Source organism: Pedobacter sp. AC190 (genome assembly GCF_979258025.1).
Map to the genome: position 1 here is coordinate 1,346,686 of NZ_OZ409824.1, position 18,935 is coordinate 1,365,620.

General features: G+C 35.9%; 21 protein-coding genes. 8 read left to right on the forward strand and 13 right to left on the reverse strand.

What is annotated here, in order from left to right:
* The first annotated feature begins 5 nt into the window (after positions 1-5).
* The 7 genes from ACZZZI_RS05825 to ACZZZI_RS05855 all read left to right on the forward strand — a co-directional run bounded on the left by ACZZZI_RS05825 (position 6) and on the right by ACZZZI_RS05855 (position 7,845).
* Positions 6-743: a class I SAM-dependent methyltransferase gene (locus tag ACZZZI_RS05825; protein WP_463488918.1), complete on the forward strand. Its 738-nt coding sequence runs from the start codon at positions 6-8 to the stop codon at positions 741-743.
* Positions 744-801: 58 nt separating this feature from the next.
* On the forward strand, positions 802-1,383 hold the full coding sequence (leuD, locus tag ACZZZI_RS05830; RefSeq protein ID WP_463488919.1) for a 3-isopropylmalate dehydratase small subunit: 582 nt from the start codon (positions 802-804) through the stop codon (positions 1,381-1,383).
* Between the two features lie 164 nt (positions 1,384-1,547).
* Positions 1,548-3,017, forward strand: coding sequence for an ATP-binding cassette domain-containing protein (locus ACZZZI_RS05835; protein ID WP_463488920.1), 1,470 nt, complete (start codon positions 1,548-1,550; stop codon positions 3,015-3,017).
* 99 nt (positions 3,018-3,116) lie between these two features.
* Positions 3,117-4,217: a 3-isopropylmalate dehydrogenase gene (gene leuB, locus ACZZZI_RS05840; RefSeq protein ID WP_316763529.1), complete on the forward strand. Its 1,101-nt coding sequence runs from the start codon at positions 3,117-3,119 to the stop codon at positions 4,215-4,217.
* The gene (locus ACZZZI_RS05845) at positions 4,214-5,719 is read left to right on the forward strand and encodes a 2-isopropylmalate synthase (RefSeq protein WP_463488921.1); all 1,506 of its coding nucleotides are present in this window, start codon (positions 4,214-4,216) and stop codon (positions 5,717-5,719) included. Before leuB ends, ACZZZI_RS05845 begins: the two co-directional genes overlap by 4 nt.
* A 401-nt stretch (positions 5,720-6,120) precedes the next feature.
* Complete coding sequence (gene ilvA / locus ACZZZI_RS05850) at positions 6,121-7,371, forward strand: threonine ammonia-lyase IlvA (protein ID WP_463488922.1); 1,251 nt, start codon at positions 6,121-6,123, stop codon at positions 7,369-7,371.
* A 126-nt stretch (positions 7,372-7,497) separates the two neighbouring features.
* Positions 7,498-7,845 carry a cupin domain-containing protein gene (locus tag ACZZZI_RS05855; protein WP_463488923.1) on the forward strand — a complete coding sequence of 116 codons (348 nt, stop codon included), beginning with the start codon at positions 7,498-7,500 and terminating at the stop codon, positions 7,843-7,845.
* Between the two features lie 57 nt (positions 7,846-7,902).
* Here the strand turns inward: ACZZZI_RS05855 and ACZZZI_RS05860 are convergent, their stop codons facing one another.
* The gene (locus tag ACZZZI_RS05860; protein WP_424058129.1) at positions 7,903-8,463 is read right to left on the reverse strand and encodes a DUF4230 domain-containing protein; all 561 of its coding nucleotides are present in this window, start codon (positions 8,461-8,463) and stop codon (positions 7,903-7,905) included.
* Between the two features lie 138 nt (positions 8,464-8,601).
* Between ACZZZI_RS05860 and ACZZZI_RS05865 the strand changes: the two genes are divergently transcribed.
* Positions 8,602-9,012, forward strand: coding sequence for a hypothetical protein (locus ACZZZI_RS05865; protein WP_316763541.1), 411 nt, complete (start codon positions 8,602-8,604; stop codon positions 9,010-9,012).
* Positions 9,013-9,022: 10 nt separating this feature from the next.
* Here ACZZZI_RS05865 and ACZZZI_RS05870 read toward each other — a convergent pair whose 3' ends face one another.
* The 12 genes from ACZZZI_RS05870 to ACZZZI_RS05925 form a co-directional block, all read right to left on the reverse strand.
* The gene (locus ACZZZI_RS05870; protein ID WP_463488924.1) at positions 9,023-10,015 is read right to left on the reverse strand and encodes an ABC transporter ATP-binding protein; all 993 of its coding nucleotides are present in this window, start codon (positions 10,013-10,015) and stop codon (positions 9,023-9,025) included.
* A 120-nt stretch (positions 10,016-10,135) separates the two neighbouring features.
* Positions 10,136-10,951, reverse strand: a complete 816-nt coding sequence (locus ACZZZI_RS05875; RefSeq protein ID WP_316763547.1) for an outer membrane beta-barrel protein — start codon at positions 10,949-10,951, stop codon at positions 10,136-10,138.
* Positions 10,952-11,045: 94 nt separating this feature from the next.
* A complete protein-coding gene (locus ACZZZI_RS05880) occupies positions 11,046-11,801 on the reverse strand; it encodes a hypothetical protein (protein WP_344765882.1) in 756 nt (251 codons plus the stop codon).
* Positions 11,782-12,351 (reverse strand): RNA polymerase sigma factor, encoded by a 570-nt coding sequence (locus tag ACZZZI_RS05885; RefSeq protein ID WP_025146912.1) that lies wholly within the window; start codon positions 12,349-12,351, stop codon positions 11,782-11,784. Before ACZZZI_RS05885 ends, ACZZZI_RS05880 begins: the two co-directional genes overlap by 20 nt.
* A gap of 683 nt (positions 12,352-13,034) precedes the next feature.
* On the reverse strand, positions 13,035-14,183 hold the full coding sequence (locus tag ACZZZI_RS05890) for a hypothetical protein (RefSeq protein ID WP_463488925.1): 1,149 nt from the start codon (positions 14,181-14,183) through the stop codon (positions 13,035-13,037).
* A 156-nt stretch (positions 14,184-14,339) separates the two neighbouring features.
* Positions 14,340-14,909, reverse strand: a complete 570-nt coding sequence (locus ACZZZI_RS05895) for a hypothetical protein (RefSeq protein WP_316763565.1) — start codon at positions 14,907-14,909, stop codon at positions 14,340-14,342.
* A 50-nt stretch (positions 14,910-14,959) separates the two neighbouring features.
* Positions 14,960-15,520, reverse strand: coding sequence for a CopD family protein (locus tag ACZZZI_RS05900; protein WP_463488926.1), 561 nt, complete (start codon positions 15,518-15,520; stop codon positions 14,960-14,962).
* 36 nt (positions 15,521-15,556) lie between these two features.
* Entirely contained in the window at positions 15,557-16,255 is a 699-nt protein-coding gene (locus ACZZZI_RS05905; RefSeq protein WP_316763572.1) for a zeta toxin family protein, read from the reverse strand.
* Positions 16,256-16,257: 2 nt separating this feature from the next.
* A complete protein-coding gene (locus ACZZZI_RS05910; protein ID WP_316763575.1) occupies positions 16,258-16,491 on the reverse strand; it encodes a hypothetical protein in 234 nt (77 codons plus the stop codon).
* Positions 16,492-16,535: 44 nt separating this feature from the next.
* Complete coding sequence (gene hemE, locus ACZZZI_RS05915) at positions 16,536-17,561, reverse strand: uroporphyrinogen decarboxylase (RefSeq protein WP_344765880.1); 1,026 nt, start codon at positions 17,559-17,561, stop codon at positions 16,536-16,538.
* A 150-nt stretch (positions 17,562-17,711) separates the two neighbouring features.
* On the reverse strand, positions 17,712-18,227 hold the full coding sequence (locus ACZZZI_RS05920; protein ID WP_463488927.1) for a hypothetical protein: 516 nt from the start codon (positions 18,225-18,227) through the stop codon (positions 17,712-17,714).
* Complete coding sequence (locus ACZZZI_RS05925; RefSeq protein WP_109926856.1) at positions 18,227-18,931, reverse strand: response regulator transcription factor; 705 nt, start codon at positions 18,929-18,931, stop codon at positions 18,227-18,229. Before ACZZZI_RS05925 ends, ACZZZI_RS05920 begins: the two co-directional genes overlap by 1 nt.
* Between the last annotated feature and the right edge of the window lie 4 nt (positions 18,932-18,935).

Genomic DNA, 18,935 nt, shown 5'->3' on the forward strand with positions numbered 1-18,935 from the left:
TAGAAATGTCTAATTCGATAAGCATAAACGATAGAACAGAAGCCCCCTTTATAGGGTTGGGGAGTTTGGAAGAAATTCAAAACCAATTTAATGCAGTATCTGAGAAGTACGATAGGCAAAGGCGTTTTCTTATTCCTTGTTTTGATGATTTTTATGGTACCGCTTTAGCGCTGTCGGAAAATGTTCCAGCAGTTAAAAGCATTTTGGATGTTGGTGCAGGAACTGGATTGATGAGTGCGTTCTTTCATGAGAAATACCCTGAGGCGAAAATAACTTTGGTTGATATCTCTAAAGAGATGCTTAAAAAAGCAGAGGAGCGTTTCGAGCGAAATGAAAACATTAGTTTTTTAAACGCCGATTTCTCCACTGTAGATTTACCAGAAAATCATTATGATTTAGTGGTTTCAGGACTCGCGATACACCATTTACCAAATGAATTGAAACAACAGTTGTTTGGCAAAATTGCAAAAACGCTCAAACCTGGAGGTTGGTTTATCAACGCTGATCAGGTTTTAGGGGAAACTGAAGTGGCAGAAAAAGTTTTTACTGAAAACTGGAAAAATCATGTGGAGCAAAATCCGAACCTAACGGATGAGGAGAAACAAAGTGCGTTTGAGCGAATTAAGGTTGATATTATGGCGCCTTTAAAGCCGCAGTTAGAATGGCTTGAAAATGCAGGATTACAAAATGCGAATTGCTACTATCAGTATTACAATTTTGTAGTATTTGCTGCAAATAAATAAAAAAATAAGTCGATAAAAGGGTTCTCGATCCTGTTACTCCCAACTTGATACTAATAAAATGAAAAAGTTCACAAAATTAACATCGGCAGTAGTGCCTTTAAACATAGAGAACATTGATACCGACCAGATTATCCCTGCGAGGTTTTTAAAAGCAACAACTCGTGAGGGTTTTGGCGAAAACTTGTTCCGCGATTGGCGTTATGAAAACGATAATCAACCTAAAGCTGATTTTGTGTTAAACGATCCGACATATAGCGGCCAAGTTTTAGTGGCAGGAAAAAACTTTGGTTGCGGCAGTAGTCGTGAACACGCAGCTTGGGCTATTCAGGATGCAGGTTTCGATGCGGTAATCAGTAGTTTTTTTGCTGATATTTTCAAAGGTAATGCCCTGAACAATGGCTTATTGCCAATCCAGGTAAGCGAAGATTTCTTAGCTCAAATTTTTAAAGCTGTAGATATCAATGCAAAATCTCCTTTAGAGGTTGATTTAGAAAACCAAACGGTTACGATCGTTGAAAGCGGTGTACAGGAATCTTTTGAGATTAACGCTTACAAAAAATCGTGCTTGATTAATGGCTATGATGATATCGATTTCATCCTGGCTCAGAAAAGTTTGATTGAAGAGTTTGAGAAGAAGTAAAAAGCTGAAAGACTAAAGCGAAACGCGAACACACTCGTCATTGCGAGGTACGAAGCAATCTTAAAGCGATAGATTGCTTCGTACCTCGCAATGACGACCGCCTATAAGAATCAGTGGAATCACTTTAATCGTTGTAATCATCCCGAAGGGAAAAATAAAATAGCATGAAAGAAAGTTTCGTTAGTATTCAGGATTTAAACCTAAAACACCAACAAAAATCGGTGTTAAAGGATTTGACTTGGACTATTAATCGTGGCGAAAACTGGGCATTAGGTGGCACGAGTGGAAGCGGAAAAACTTCGTTAGCTAAAATTATTGCAGGCTTGCAAAATGCGGCTGGCGAGGTAAAAATCAATTTCAATAATGAAAGTCATTTACCAGCAGAGGTTTTATTCGTAGAAAGCTGGTATCAGTTTAAAAATTTAGAAGGCGTTGCCAATTTCTATTATCAACAACGTTATACTAGCCAGCAGGCGAAGGATACACTTACCGTTCATGCAGAATTAATTAGCTATGGCAAGGAAAAAGGTCTTCACTTAGATAAAGTTGAACACATTTTAGAAGCTTTAAATTTTTCTTCATTTGCCAGCTCGCAACTGATTGAATTATCTAGCGGAGAACATAAAAAATTGCAGCTCGTTAAAGCTTTGTGGTTAAAGCCGCAATTGTTAATTATCGACCAACCTTATACAGGCCTGGATGCCGCATCACGCAAAAACCTTAACCTTTTATTAAATGAAGTTTCAACGGATGGTGTTCAGTTGATTTTAATTTGTAATGATTCGGAGTTACCAAATTCTATTCATCGCTTTGCGGAAATAATAAATGGTCAAATTTCAGTTTCTAATTCAAGAGCTATAACATCAGTTTCTGATGATCAACATTCAAAAGAAATTCCAGATTTCCTAAAAGAATCGCCTGTTTATTCTTCCGAGAATATTATTAAAATGGTTGACGTTAACATCAGTTATGGCGAAAAACAGGTTTTAAAAAACATCAATTGGGAAGTTAAAGCTGGCGAAAAATGGTTATTGCAAGGACATAATGGTTCTGGAAAATCAACTTTATTAAGCCTTGTAAATGGCGACCATCCACAATCTTACGCCAATGAACTTTACTTGTTTGGCAACCGACGTGGAAGTGGCGAGAGCATTTGGGACATTAAACAGCATATCGGTTTAATTTCACCTGAGTTTCATTGGTATTTTGATGCTTCGGCAACGGTTTGGCAAAGTATTGCTTCTGGTTTTTATGACACGGTTGGATTATTTCAACAGCTGCCTTACACTAAAGGCCAACAAGTTAATGAATTGGTAGAATATTTTGGTTTAACTGAAAATAAAAACGAGCTCTTAAGTTCGCTCCCATTGGGAAAACAACGATTGGTTTTATTGGCAAGAACCATAATAAAAAACCCAGAATTATTGATTCTGGATGAACCATGCCAAGGTTTAGACCAACAGCAAACGGTACATTTTAACCAATTGGTTGATGAGTTGTGCAGCAATGGAATGACCTTAATTTATGTTGGCCATTTTGAATCGCAGTTGCCAACCTGCATCGAGAAAAGAATATTATTAGAAAAAGGCGAGGTAAAAGTCGTTGAAAGTTTAAATATAGAAATACTAAGCTAAAGCAGAATTGCCACAGAAACACAGAATACACGGAATCAATTTTTCCCAATTTCCGAGTCTCCGTGGCAAATGATTAGCTGAAAACAATAAAAGTCGAAAATGAAGAAGAACATTTTAGTAATACCTGGAGACGGTATTGGACCAGAAGTAACCACCTGGGGAAAAGCAGCATTAGAAAAAATTGCAGAAATTTTTGGCCATGAATTTGTGTTTGATGAAGCTTTAATGGGTCACGCGGCCATTGAGGTCACAGGCGAACCATTGCCAGACGAAACTTTAGAGAAAGCAAGAAAAAGCGATGCCATCCTCTTCGGTGCCATCGGCCATGCCAAATACGACAACGACCCAAGTTTAAAAGTTAGACCTGAGCAAGGTTTATTAAAAATCCGCAAGGAACTTGGTTTATTTGCAAACCTCCGCCCGATATTACTATTCGATGAACTTCTTCAGGCATCGAGTATTAAACCCGAAATATTAAAAGGAACGGATATTTTATTCTTCCGCGAATTAACGGGAGATGTTTATTTCGGCGAAAAAACACGTTCTGAAGATAGAAATACCGCTTCTGATTTAATGATTTACCACCGTTACGAAGTAGAGCGTATTGCGCACAAAGCTTACCAAGCTGCTCAGCAACGTAGTAAAAAATTATGTTCGGTAGATAAAGCGAATGTTTTAGAAAGTTCTCGTTTATGGCGAGAAACCGTTCAGGAAATTGCAAAACAATATCCTGATGTAGAAACCGAGCACATGTTTATTGATAATGCAGCGATGCAGCTCATTAAAAATCCTAAGAAATTCGATGTGGTTTTAACTGCAAATTTATTTGGCGATATCCTAACTGATGAAGCCTCACAAATAGCAGGTTCAATGGGTATGCTAGCATCAGCATCTGTTGGAGAAAGCACTGGTTTCTTTGAGCCAATCCACGGTTCTGCGCATGATATCACGGGTAAAGACTTAGCTAATCCTTTAGCTTCGATCCTCTCGGCTGCGTTGATGCTAGAAATTGGTTTCGGACTAAAAGAAGAAGCCAAATTACTTGTTGATACCGTTGATGCGGTTTTGAAAGAAGGTTTCAGAACACATGACATTGCCGACCAAACCACTAACCGATTTAAAGTTTTAGGCACAGCCGAAATGGGCAAATTGGTATTGAAATTTTTATCCCAAAAAAAATCCACAATACAAGCATCATGATACACGATCCAAATAAAGTATATATTTTCGATACCACCTTACGCGATGGCGAACAGGTTCCAGGCTGCCAGTTAGACACCAACCAAAAAATTGAGATTGCCAAAGCACTTGAATTACTTGGCGTTGATGTAATTGAAGCTGGTTTCCCAATTTCAAGTCCTGGCGATTTTCAAAGTGTTGTCGAGTTATCAAAAGCGATTAAAAACCCAACCATTTGTGCTTTAACTAGAGCGATCAAAGGAGATATAGATGTTGCTGCAGAATCTTTGAAATATGCCAAATACCCACGTATCCACACCGGTATAGGCGCATCGGATATGCACATCCAATATAAATTTAACAGTACCCGCGAAAAGATTTTAGAAAGAGCAGTTGAGGCTGTAAAATATGCTAAAAAGTTTGTGGAAGATGTGGAATTTTATGCGGAAGACGCAGGAAGAGCAGACAATGCATTTTTGGCGCAAATGATTGAGGCTGTAATTGCAGCTGGTGCAACGGTTGTTAATATACCTGATACAAACGGTTATTGCCTGCCAGACCAATATGGCTCCAAAATTCTTTACTTAAAAGAGCACGTTAAAAATATAGATCAGGCCATTATTTCTGTTCATTGTCATAATGATTTGGGCGTTGCCACAGCAAATAGCATTGCAGGCGTATTAAATGGTGCACGTCAAATTGAATGTACCATTAACGGAATTGGCGAAAGAGCTGGGAACACTGCTTTGGAGGAAGTTTCGATGATTCTTAAAACACATGCTTTAGGTTTACATACAGGGATTAACAGTAAATATTTCACAGAAATCAGTGGAATGGTTAGTCGCATGATGCACATGCCAGTACAACCAAATAAAGCAATTGTTGGTAAAAATGCCTTTGCTCACAGCTCTGGTATCCACCAGGATGGATTTTTGAAGCACCGCGAAAACTATGAAATTATTAATCCTGAAGATGTTGGTTTAAACAGTGCGGATATCATTTTAACTGCTCGTAGCGGTCGCCATGCTTTAAAACATCATTTAGAGCGTTTAGATTACGATATTGAAAAAATTAATATTGATGATGTTTACGAACGTTTCTTGGTTTTAGCTGATGAGAAAAAAGACATTACGGATGATGATTTACTTTTCTTGATGAGTGATGGCGAAATTGAATCATACAAGAACGGCTATAAATTAAACTTACTTCAGGTAGTTTGCGGCGACCAGGCTAAACCTACAGCTAATATTAAATTACAATACGAAGGTGTAGAGAAAGAAGCAAAAGCTGAAGGAAATGGCCCAGTTGATGCAACAATAAATGCAATTGTGAGTATTATCGACAAAGATATTACTCTTAAAGAATTTACCATACAAGCAATGCATGGCGGTAGCGATGATGTGAGTAAGGTAAATATGAAAGTGGACTACGAAGGTAAATCTTTTGTGGGTTTTGGTTTCAGCACTGATATTGTGAAAGCATCGGCGAATGCATATTTAGATGCGATTAATAAGTTTTTGTAAGAAAGGTTAAAGCAGAAAGATCAAAGCAGAAAGATCAAAGCAGAAAGATAAAAACGGAATTGTCATTACGAGGTACGAAGCAATCTTAAAGCGAAAAAAAATAATATTAAGTTGTAAGATTGCTTCTTACCTCGCAATGACGGCCCAAACTCAAACCTGACAGCAGTGGGAATACTTTGTTTGACGCGACCTTAAAATATTCTGTCATGCTGAGGAACGAAGCATCTGCAACCGATGAAAAAGATGCTTCGTTCCTCAGCATGATAGAAGCTAAAAAAGATTGCAATCCCCAACAATGTTGGGGAGGACTGCAATACCGAAAAGCACTGAACATGCTTTTCAAAAAAAATAAGTGTGAGTCAAATCTTGATACTTGATTCTTACAACTTTATACTGAACAAATGAATGATACAATAAAAAATACTTTCGATTTTGAAAGCGCATTTAAAACCTTACAAGGTGTAGTGAAACGTACTCCTCTTGAATTTAATGCTGGATTATCGTTAAAATACAATGCAAATATCTACCTAAAAAGGGAAGATTTACAAATTGTACGTTCCTATAAATTACGTGGTGCTTATAATAAAATAAGTGCTTTAAATGCAAATGCTTTAAAAAACGGAATTGTATGTGCCAGCGCTGGCAATCACGCTCAAGGCGTCGCTTATTCTTGCAAAAAGTTAGGCATTAAAGGTGTAATATTTATGCCCGAAATTACGCCTAAGCAAAAAATCAAACAGGTAAATATGTTTGGTGGCGACAATATTGAAATTGTTTTGGTGGGCGATACATTTGACGATTGTTTAAAGGAGGCTCTAGTTTATTGTGAAGAAAAATCTTCGACCTTTATCCCTCCTTTTGATGATGAAAAGGTAATTGAAGGACAAGCTACGGTTGCGATGGAAATTTTTCAGGATTTACCTGATTTAGATGCCATAATTGTACCTGTTGGCGGTGGTGGTTTAGCATCGGGCGTGAGCGCTTATTTGCAAACCGTAAAACCTGAAGTTAAAATTTTCGGGGTAGAGCCAATGGGTGCGCCATCGTTAAGCGAAGCCCTTAAAAACGGCGGACCAATAACTGTTGAAAACATCGAACGTTTTGTGGATGGTGCGGCAGTAAAAAGAATGGGCTGGATCACTTACCAATATTGTAAGGAATTGCTCAGCTCGACTTATTTGATTCCTGAAGGCCAAATTTGTACTACTATTTTGAAGCTTTATAACGAAGACGCGATTGTTGTAGAACCTGCCGGAGCTTTGTCGGTAGCGGCACTAGAACAGGTAAAGGATCAAATTGTAGGAAAAAACATTGTTTGTGTGATCAGTGGTGGAAATAATGACATTGAGCGCATGCAGGAAATCAAAGAGAAATCTCTGCTTTTTGAAGGTTTGAAACATTATTTCATTGTTCGTTTCCCACAAAGACCAGGTGCTTTAAAATTATTTGTAAACGAGGTTTTAGGCCCGCATGATGATATTACCCGCTTCGAGTTTATTAAAAAAACGAATAAAGAAAATGGCCCAGCTTTGGTTGGTATTGAGTTAACTGATAAAGATGATTATGCCAGTTTATTGCAGCGCATGAAGGATTTTAAATTCGAGATTATAGAACTGAATCAGGATCAAACTTTGTTTGAGTATTTGGTATAAAGTTTAACCGAAAAGAACCCTAAGTTTTTCGCAGAGAAAGCAAATAACATTTTATAAAATTGTCATTCTGAGCCTGTCGAAGAACAACGTTTCGACAAGCTCAATTGGACAAAATCTCATAAGAAAATGAATTTCAAAGATCTAACAAACAAAACATTAATAACTGACAACGACATCGATTGGGATGATTTGGGTGCAGGCGTGAAACGTAAAGTAATGCCTTTTGACGATAACCTGATGCTGGTTAAAGTTGCCTTTGAAAAAGATGCAATTGGCACAATTCACAATCATCCGCATTTGCAGCTAAGTTATGTGGCGAAAGGGAGTTTTGAAGTTACCATGGGCGATAATAGGAAAATCCTTAATGAAGGAGATATTTTCTATGCTCCAACGATGATATTTCACGGTGTAGTTTGCCTGGAGGCTGGAATACTGGTTGATATTTTTAATCCACACCGTGAAGATTTTTTATAATATTGGCTACTGCTTAAACTTAGCTGTACTAAGATTTAAAATGATAAAAAAAATAATCTAATCAAAAGTCAGCTTTACATTTTTATACCCTAAACCCTCAATTATTGGCTTAAGCACATTTAATGCATTGGTTTTTGTTTGCGCCAAAATATCAGATTTTTTAACTTCGGCAGCAACATGTTTTTCTGCAGCCTTGTAAGCTTCATCAACTAATCCCGCTTCGCGGAAAAAAGCCATTTTGGTATCGTAAACTTTAGAGTTTTTGTGGTCAATTTTTACATAACAAATCTCTGGCTGTGGTAAATTTACTACAGCTGTATCCGCATCAATTTCAATATTATCTTTAGTTATTTTAGTAAGATCGATACAGCCAACAGCTTCTGCTTTTACAATGAGTAAAACGCTTGCTTCAGGCAAAAAATCTGTTTTGTTTTTATGTTCCAATACATCGCTAATTTGGTAGCGAACCAGCTCTAATTTACCAATAGCCTCGATTTTTTCTACCAAAAGCTGATGTTTACTTTCAACTGAAGTATTAATGCTAAACTTTTTCGAAATAAAAAAGTATCCCGCAACCAATAAAATTAACCAGGGCAAAACTCTAAAAATTACTCTCATTTTTAAAAGATATGAATTCAAATTTCAATGTCGTGTTCTATTTGATAAACAATTATTAATCCATAATGTGTGATTCAGAATTTTTGGCAGTTGTTTTGTAATACGCAAAGCAACACACACAAATAAACACTAATCAATATGAAAAAGCTAACTATTTTAATGCTTTGCATTGTCACACTAGGTTTGGCATCTTGCAAAAAGGACACGATTGTTCAAAACACACCGAACATTACACTGTATAAAACTATTCAGCCAAATCAGTGGACTTCGGGAAGTGATGCAAATGGCCTTTTTTACTATGTAGATATCACCGACAACAGAATCGAACAATATGAAGATGATGGTATAATCTTGTCATTTGCCCGTTTTAACGACGATGGTTATGATGCATTACCATTTACTTACGGAACCGACTCTTACAGCTACAGTTCTTTTCCAGGTAGAATAAGGGTATATCTTCAATTTAATAACAATAGAAACACTTTACCAGTTAGACCTACGGCTAGTATTGGTGCAAGAATTGTTTTGGTTGCCTCTTCTGCAGATTAAAAGACTTACATTAAAACTCTAAAAAACGACTAATGTTCAACTGAACGTGGTCGTTTTTTTTATGCTCGCCCCTATTCAATTGCAACGCCCGAACATTAACACCGTTTCTTTCAAGCAACAGTTCATCATAAAAACCTTTGTAATAAACGTCTTTAACTTCAAAACGTCTGCTACTCCAATTGCTATTAATTTCTGCCCATTCCGGATAGAAAACAACTGATCCTGCAAAAGTTTTCAAACCCAGTTTTTCTGCGTCGCCGCGAGATAAAACCACTGCATTTCCTAAAATCTGGGCCGTATAAATATGTTTTGGTTGCTGATAAATTTCAGATGGTTTACCAGTTTGTAAAAGTTCACCATTCCGTAAAATAAGAAGCTGATCAGCAAGAAACAAACCATCAGCAGGATCGTGAGAAACCAAAATTACCGTAACTCCAGTTTCTGCAGCAACCCGCTTAATATCTGCACGTAATTGGTTCTTTAATAAAGCATCCACCTGACTAAAAGGTTCGTCAAGCAATAAAACTTTAGTATCGGCAACCATCGCTTTGGCAATTGCAACACGTTGTTGTTCTCCACCACTCAGTTCAATTATCTTTTTATTTTGTAATGGAAGTATCCGCAAATGTTCCATTATAGCCAGGGTTTTTTCGGCTTTGGTTTTTAAATCAGTATTAGATAGCTGTGAGGCAATATTATCGTAAACCTTAGCATAAATATTGAGCGAGAAATCCTGCGTAACCATTTTCATCTGCTTATGCCCAGGAATCAGCTGTTCATCTGGCCCCTTAATTCGCTCTTCCTCAAAAAATATTTCACCATTATCGGTTTTTAATAAACCATAAATAGATTTTAATAAAGTTGATTTACCGCTACCGCTTTCGCCAATAATCGCTACTACATCCCCCCGATTAATATCGAAAGTAATATTTTTAATTCCTCCAGCTTGCTCAGCCTGGTATTGTTTCGTTAAGTTTTTTACACTGATTATATTATCGCTCACGGAGTAAATATAAAGCTTAAAGCAGAAAGACTAAAGTCTAAATCGAAATTGTTGTTATACAAAAAAATCCTGTTCCGCCTAACCGAAACAGGATTTAACTTATTTGTGTGTTGTTATATTTTAATTTAAGCCAAAGGTTACCCCGAAACTCATATTTTTCAATCCAGCTTGTTGTGTAGTCGTAAACATATCGTTGAAATAATATTTAGTAAACAACCCTAAGCCTCCGTAACCAATTCTAACCGTACCACCATAACGTACCGATTGGAAATGGTAGCTATCGTACTGTTTTTCTTTGCCACGCTCATCGCTAACTTGTTTTATTTTACCGTTTAATAAGAAACCTACTTCAGGACCTAAAACCACGTAGAATCTTTTACCTTTAGAACTCTGATTGGTGCGGAATTCGAAGTTTAAAGGAATATGCACATAACTGCTCGAGAAACGATTTTTAGAGAACTGAACAGGCTGTTCGGTGTAAACAAACTCACTTGAATTTTTGGCAATAGTAATATCTTTTCTAAGGCGAATTAATGTCCAATCGAAACCACCCGCTACATAAACCTTAAAGTTAGAGTTAAAACGGTAACCGAATTGCAAAACATCGAAAGAGAATGTACTTGTTTTACCACCTTTGTAATCTAAAAATTCATTATTTGGAGATAAATTAAAACTTCCGTTATCAATTAATCTGGAGAAACCTAAATCAACTCGGGTAAAAGTAACTCCACCTACAAAGCGACCTTTTTTTGAATTATCTGTTGAATCGCCAATTTTAGTAATAAGATTGCCACCGCCAATGGTTAAGTTATATTTAGCTTTTTTCTTGGTAACTACTGAGTCTTTAACTACTGTATCTTGTTGTGCAAAAGCACTTGGAGCAAAAGCACTGGCAAGTCCACCTACCATAAGTGCTGTAAAAATTAGACGTTTCATATTTTGTGTGTGTTTATATTTTAAAGTGAATGAATTATTAAATGATAGATTTAAACATCCGATCTTAAAATCCTTAAATCTTAATCAATCCTGGTTATTTTTTCTTTTTGCCGAATTTAAACGGGCCAATATTTATTGATGAGAGAGAAGAATCATCATCATCCGTACGGAATTGGATAAACTTATCTTTCCTTTTATCAACTTTGTTAACAATTAAGTTTACAACATCTCCAACATTTCTAATTCCTTTACTTTCCGCTTGATTGTTTTCACTATCAACAACATCCGATTTAATAACTGAAGCTGTTGAAGCATAAACTGTTTCAGAATTAGCCTTGGAAACAGCAGCATCAATTTTTTCTTTAATATCCTGTTTTGGCTCTTCAACCTTCGCAATCATAATTTCCTGTTTTTGCATTTCAGGTGCGGTAACCACTTTCTGTTTTTCTACAGGCTTAACCTCTTTTTTTACCATGGTTTTAGCCAAAGTAGTAACTGGTTTAGCATTTACAATAGGCAAGATTTGTTCTACCTTTTCAACTGGCGTTACAATCGAAACCGCCGAATCCTGAGTTGGTTGTTTCGTTATAACTGGTGTTTCAACTTTCGGCGTAACATTATTAGCGTATTGCTTTGGCTTAACATCCTGTTGTTGGTAAATCAAAAAGCCAACTGTTGCAACAAGTAAAACCGCCGCTGCCGACAACCAGTAAATTGGAATAATCCTTTTTTTCTTTGGCTCAATTTCACTTTCAATACTGCTCCATAAATCTCTCGATGGCGTAATTTCGGCATCTTCAAAAGCATTTTTAAATAACTTATCAAAATCCTTATCCTGTATAGGTTGCATAACCAAATCCCTCCATTTTTATAATTTCTTCTTTTAATATTGCTCTCGCTCTCGATAATTGCGATTTGCTTGCTCCTTCCGAGATCCCCAAAGTTTCTCCTATCTCTTTGTGTGAGTAGCCTTCTATTACATACATATTGAAAACCATTCGGTAACCATCTGCCAATTTTTGTATCACTTTCATCAAATCCTGCATACCCAGTGTACCAAAATCAAACCCTGTCGAAGGTTGCTCATAAGCCTCATCAATTTCTACCACATTTAAGCTGCGTAAATTTTTACGGTAACTTTCAATTGCAGTATTTACCATTACTCTTCTAATCCAGCCCTCAAAAGATCCATCTCCACGGTATTCCTTAATCTTTTGGAAAATCTTGATGTATCCCATTTGCAATACATCCTCGGCCTCCATTCTGTCTTTTGCGTAGCGCATACAAACGGCCAACATTTTCGAGGCAGTTTGCTTATAAAGCAGCTCCTGCATCTTTCGGTCGCCAGCTTTGCAGCCTTCCATCAAATCGTTTATCGTATAGCTTCGCGTCAATTTCATTGTGTGTTTGTATATAGAAGATGGCAGATTACAAACATTGGTTGCATGAGGAGTAAGAAAAAGTTAAATAAAAGTTAAAATTCATTTTTACACACTGATTATCAGTAAGATAAATATTAAATAAATTTCAAGAAAGATATAGATTTTTGATTTGGAAAGCAATGGCAGGAGATTTTTTGAGGCGTTAGTCCCGCTATCCGTTCCAATCTTTTTTAACTTCTGCCATCCTGAGGCACGAAGCATCTGTTTCATCGGCTGCAGCTGCTTCGTGCCTCAGCATGACAGTATATTTAGGGTTGCTGCATCAAAAAGTATTTGCACTGCTATCGGGTTTAGAAACGCCAGGAGTGCTCAACACAAAGCAGCAAAGCGGAGAATTTGGCTAAAGCCGAAAAGTATATTTATAGTTCCGTTGGCTAAAGCCAACGGCAATGAATAGCTATTTTAAAACGATTTACATTTCCTTGCCGTCTGCTTCAGCAAACGGTATTCTAATGCAATTATTTTTTTCCATCCAGCAAAGCCCAGGCAGAAAATCTTCGTTAATCTTATATCCAGCCTAACAAATTTTTGGGGATGCATTAACCAAGCCAAATTACTAACTTCGATACAAAAATTTTCAGCTGGCAATTTTGTCTCTTTTGTTGTCAAAAGAAAAAAGCCCGTCTGGCTAAGACAAAAATTTATTTCTTTGCCTTAAACAATCTAAAATCCTGTTTATAAGTTAAAAAAAACGAATGATTAAACTGTAGCTGTTTATCCGTATTATCCAGATCAATATGCGGTTCAAAGCGAACATCAAGATACAAATGCGGAATTAATTCTTTTTGGTAAGCATAACGCAACGAAACAATATTTCTACCGCTTTGCTTTAAACCGTTGGTGTATAAATTACTCGAAACCGATTCGTACAAAGGCATTCCTTTAATCGAAATAAAGTTATTTCCTTTCCAGTAAGAAGCCACCAGACTTCCCCATTTACTTTCAACTCCTGCATTTAACCACATGCCAAAACCGCCTTGAAAAACACGACGTTTATCAGGAGATAAATCTTTGTAAACAGCAATATAATTATCGGTATAAACCTGTTTTATATTAGTATTTATCTCCTTGTGTAATTTCAAACCAGCTGCGCCGTTAAAAACCGTACTAATCGGAATCTCTTTTAAAATATCAATTTGTCCACCTTGGTGGAAAGCTAAAAACTGTGCAGGGAAACTAAACTTCCAGCCGTTGTTTTCTGCAATCGTGGTTTCTGTAGATAAACCACCGACAATTTCTTCTTTTGCAGCCTCGCCCTTATCAATCATTTTCTGCCAGGCAATCCAGGCATCTAAATTAAATTTCTTACGCTCCACTAATAACTGCGTGCCATATTCAATAGGGTTCGTTATTGTTCTCTCAAAATCGTAAAGAGGCTCAATATATTTATGTTGAATCCCTCCCTCTAAACTCCCAAAAATCAAGGTTAAATTACGCTTGTGGTATTTTAAGTTAAACAAAGGCTTAGCATCAGTAATTCCGTTTCTACCGAAATCTTTGCGGATAAAAGCACCAGCCGTTATCGCCAAATTAGGATGCGCATAATACACAATTTGGGGTTGTAACTGCGTTCCGTACAAAGTATAACCGTCATGGAAATCATTTGTGTATTCGTAATTACGAACGTAATTAAGGTTATAGAAGCTAAAATGTACCTCGTTGGTTAAGCTACTATCTGGACGGATTCTGTTTTCTAAAGCCGATTGATTAAACTGTGCCGAAGCAATATAAGTTGTGAAAAGAAAAGATATAAAGAGTAAGGTTTTTTTCAAACCTGTGGTTGTAAACATGAGCTTGGATTTTATCGCCCAAATTTAGGATAGTTTTTTGGTAAAGTATAAAGTAGCAGGTATCAAGTATTAAGAACCAGGTGCAAGTTGACGAAAAGCAAACAAAATTTCTCCTTGAAAAGGAAATTGCCTAAATTTTGTTATTAACAAATAAGATCAACTTATCCAGCTATAAATTAATTTAAACTTTGCCCATTTTCCATTTTTTTTACGGTAGAGAAAAGTTTCTCCGCTAGCACATCCTAACCCACACGATATTTCAGTATAAAATAAGCAATATTGATAATTCTTTATAAATATAGGGCTTGAAAAAATGTGAATATCTTTACCGACATACCTATAAAAATAATCCCATCCATTATATAATCTCAAATATTCCTTTTTAAGAATGCGGTTAAGAGAATCCTTACTTATACAATTCATCTGCGTACTAATTAAATTTCGCCAAGATTTTAATTCCGGTTCTTGAATTTGTTTTTTTATATAAGACAATTCTTTTGTATCAAAAAAACTAGTATCTGAATCTTCTAAGCCATGGCGATAAAATTGTGGTTCATTGATTAGCACGGATCTTTTGGATTTCAGCTTTTCTGCATAAATGTCGTTGATGAAAATTTTTGCTTGTTGTTGATATATTGAATCAGGATCAACTGAAATGGTTTTCGCTTCTACCCTGTTAATTTTTAAAATTAGACTTAACAAGGCAAAAAAGTATAGTTTTAGCATCTTCTTTATTCTGAAGATGCTAAAACTAAGAACGTTCCACAAAATAAAATTTATTTCTTATTCTTTAACCGATAATTCTTATAAAGCTTCACCGCAATCATTATTGCCAATGCAATACCCATTATACCAATTAAGCCGTAAACCCAGTTAATGGCATTCTTTAAAATCACTACAAATACAATCGCAATCATAAAAATAGTAGCCAGCTCACGCCATAAACGCAATTGAAAACTTGTCATCTTGAATTGACCATTTCTAAGCTGTTTTACAATGTTTTGGCAAATGAAATGATAAATCAACAAACCTACTACAAAGCCAAGTTTAACATGCATCCAATCTGCCTGCAATAAACCTGGGCGCAAAGTAAGCATAGAAATGCCAGCCAAAACTGAAATAACCATTGCAGGTGTCGCAATAATTTTCCATAATGTAGCCTCCATTTTAGTAAACTGAGTTAGTAGGATACTTTTTTCGGGTTCTGGTTTTTCGTTGGCCTCCGTGTGGTAAATAAACAGACTTAAAATATAAAATAAACCCGCCATCCAACTAATTACAAATACGATGTGTACCGCAAGAAAGTAGTAATAATATGGCTGAAGGGTTTCTATCATGATTTGATTTTATTCAAAATATAGGTGCTTATCCAATTAGGTATATTCAAGATTTAAAATTCCATTCTTTATATTCCCAATATAATTATTTTTGGAACCAGAATTATCCCAAAGATAAGTTTCATCAACTTCTTTTAACATATCTATAAGTAAATCCATTGTAAGAAAATAGCATTTCTCAACCTTTTTACCATCAACAAAATGACCACCTTTATTTACCCTATCCTTTACCCGTTCTAGATTCATCACAGGTGTTTCTGTTCCAACAAAATATAAATAAACCTTATAATTATTCTGACGAGCGAATTCGATGAGTGCTAACTTAGATGGATGAGAAAAAACTGTTTCAAAAGAAAATGATTTTCTAGACTCAATTAATTTGTGGCGAATAAAATCAGCAACTATTGCAAAATGATAAGAGTTATATTCGATGTCATCAAATTCTCCTTTTACGATAACATTTTCTTTTACAACGAGATTCCAACTTTCGAATTTGAAACCTGCTTTTAAATATAATCCATTTGAAATGCTGAATTGCTCAAATTCGGTATGTGAACAGATAATATCAAACTCTGATAGATTTAAAAAATTGTTTTTCTTAAAATCTGATTCAAGATTATCTGCATTTACAAAAAGCTTGGTTGAAAAATAAATTGGCTTAATTGAATTATAAAGTGTTGTTTTACCAGAACCATTTGGCCCAGCGAAAACTCTCAATTTAGGCTTGATAGCCATTATTAAAACAGTTTAATTCTTTTTTTACCTACTCTTTTTTTAGTGAAGTTCCCAGAAGAAATCTTTACGATTTCGCCGTTATTGAAAGTTCTATAAACCCCATCAGCTTTCACTTCAGTTCTACCTAAATCCATAGCATCAACTACGCGAAGAACCTCATCCATCGTTTTATTTATGGCGTTAATTACCTGTTTAATTGGCAATCTATCTTCGTCACGTAATGATTTGACTGTCATGGCTCGTAAATTATTTACGCTAATATAAGCAAAATGAGTTGAAATTAATACCTAAACTCCTTCACCACATCAATTGCATATTTCACGTTATCAAAAGGAATATCAGGCATAATACCATGACCTAAATTGAAGATAAATCCCTCCCTTCCACGCATACGCTCAAACAGTTTATGAATTTGCGCTTTAATCACCGATTGATCCGCATATAAAATATGGGGATCTAAATTTCCCTGCACAGCAATACCTTTTGGCAAAGCATTTTTTATGTTTAACAAATCGGCATTCCAATCTACAGAAATTACATCAGGTTTAGCTTCTGCCATAATTGGCGCAAAAACCGAACTTCCTTTACAAAAAGAAATTACAGGAATATCTTTTCTATTTAAGTTCGAGATAATTTCCTGGATATAACGGTGTGAAAATTCCTGATAATCATTCCAAGATAATGCAAGCGCCCAGCTATCGAAAATTTGAACAGCATTAACACCAGCAGCAATTTGAAGATTCAAATAATCAGCCGTTACTCTAGCAATTTTAGCTAAAAGCTTATGCGCCAATTCTGGTTGGTTGTGTATAAAAAGCTTCGTTAATTTAAAATCCTTAGAAGAACCACCCTCAATTAAGTAACTCATTACCGTAAAAGGTGCACCAGCGAAGCCGATCAAAGGAATACGACCATTTAAACGCTGTTGAATCACTTTAATCGCATCAGCAACGTATTGTAGTTCATCCAAACAATCAACATTTAAGTTTTCAATATCTTGTGCATTACGCACAGGATTTGCAAACTTCGGTCCAACGCCTTGAGTAAAGCTCAAATCGCCACCCATAGCCTCACCTGTTACTAAAATATCGCAGAATAAAATCGCCGCATCAATATCCAACAAATCAACAGGAAGCATCGTTACATCTGCAGCAATTTCTGGAGTTTTACACATCTCTAAAAAAGAGTATTTGTTTTTAATCTCCCAATATTGTGGCATAAAACGACCAGCCTGACGCATCATCCAAACTGGAGGACGTTCTGTTTGTTTTGAAAATGCAGCGTCTAAAAATAAATTATTCTTCATGATTTGTATTTCAGGTATTAAGAACCAAAAAAAGGCTTAACAGCTTAATGCTTAAAAATTTTAATTGCGCAAAGGTATAAATAAAAAAAAAACGAAGTACCTTTTTATTCCTAAACTGGTGCTTCGTTATTCAAAATGACAATATTAGTATTATAATTTGCCTATTTCCTTTTCTATTTTCACAATAATATCTTTCGAGAGTGATGATTCTGCAAGTTCCTTGGCCAACTTTGTGTATGCTTCTGCCTTTTCTTTATCTTTTTTTCGCAAAGCGAGATTAGCCAGGTGTATTAATACATAAGCTTTCTCATTCTTTCCGCCAACAGGAAAACGACTGGCTAACTGAAAGTGATATTCAGCCTTTTCGTAATCTTCCTCTTTTAAGGCCAGGTTGCCTTGCATAAATTCATAATAGCCTCTTCGGTTTTTCGATAGTCTTTCTGCATTCGGAACTTCCGCTAGCATCAACTTCGCCTTATCAAACTCATTATTTTTAAAATATTTTGAGGCCATTAAAACAGAACTATGCCTGAAATGACTCCAAATAATAAATAAAAATAAAAACCCCGTAACCGCCGCCAGCTGGTATTGATTGTAATAAACACAAACCAACGCAGCAAGCACAAAAACGGCCATCAACACATACCTACCGAGACTATTGTACATTAATGAATATCAGTAAATTTATAGCCTACACCACGAATCGAGTGGAAATAAACAGGGTTTTTCTGATCTGGCTCGAAATACTTACGGAACGTTAAAATGAAGTTATCAATCGTTCTGGTCGATGGATAAACATCATAATTCCAAACCGTTTCTAAAATCTGCTCACGAGAAACCGCATCGTTTTTACGCTCAATTAAAAGCTTCAACAACATCGTTTCTTTTTTCGTTAATGGCGTAATCGTACCATCGTCGTGTTTCAATTCGAAAGAGTTAAAATAGATCGTTTTATCGCCAATTTTGTAAGAGTTTAGCTCTTTTAAATCATCCGATTTTAAACTGCGTTTTACCAAAATACCAACACGAAGAATTAATTCCTCTAAGTTGAAAGGTTTAACTAAATAATCATCAGCACCTTTTTTCAAACCCAAAACACGATCTTCTGACGTGTTTTTAGCAGTTAAAAACATAATCGGAACTTCTGCATTCTCTAAACGGATTGTTTCACAAACTTGGAAACCATCCATTTCAGGCAACATTACATCTAAAATAATTAGATTAAAGCGTTCTTCTTTAAATATTTTAAGAGCGGTTTTGCCATCTTTAACGGCGTGAACTTTATAACCCTCAAGTTCCAGGTTTAATTTGATAGCATCTAACAAGTGATCCTCGTCTTCTACCAATAGAATTCTTAATTTTTGTGACATAATT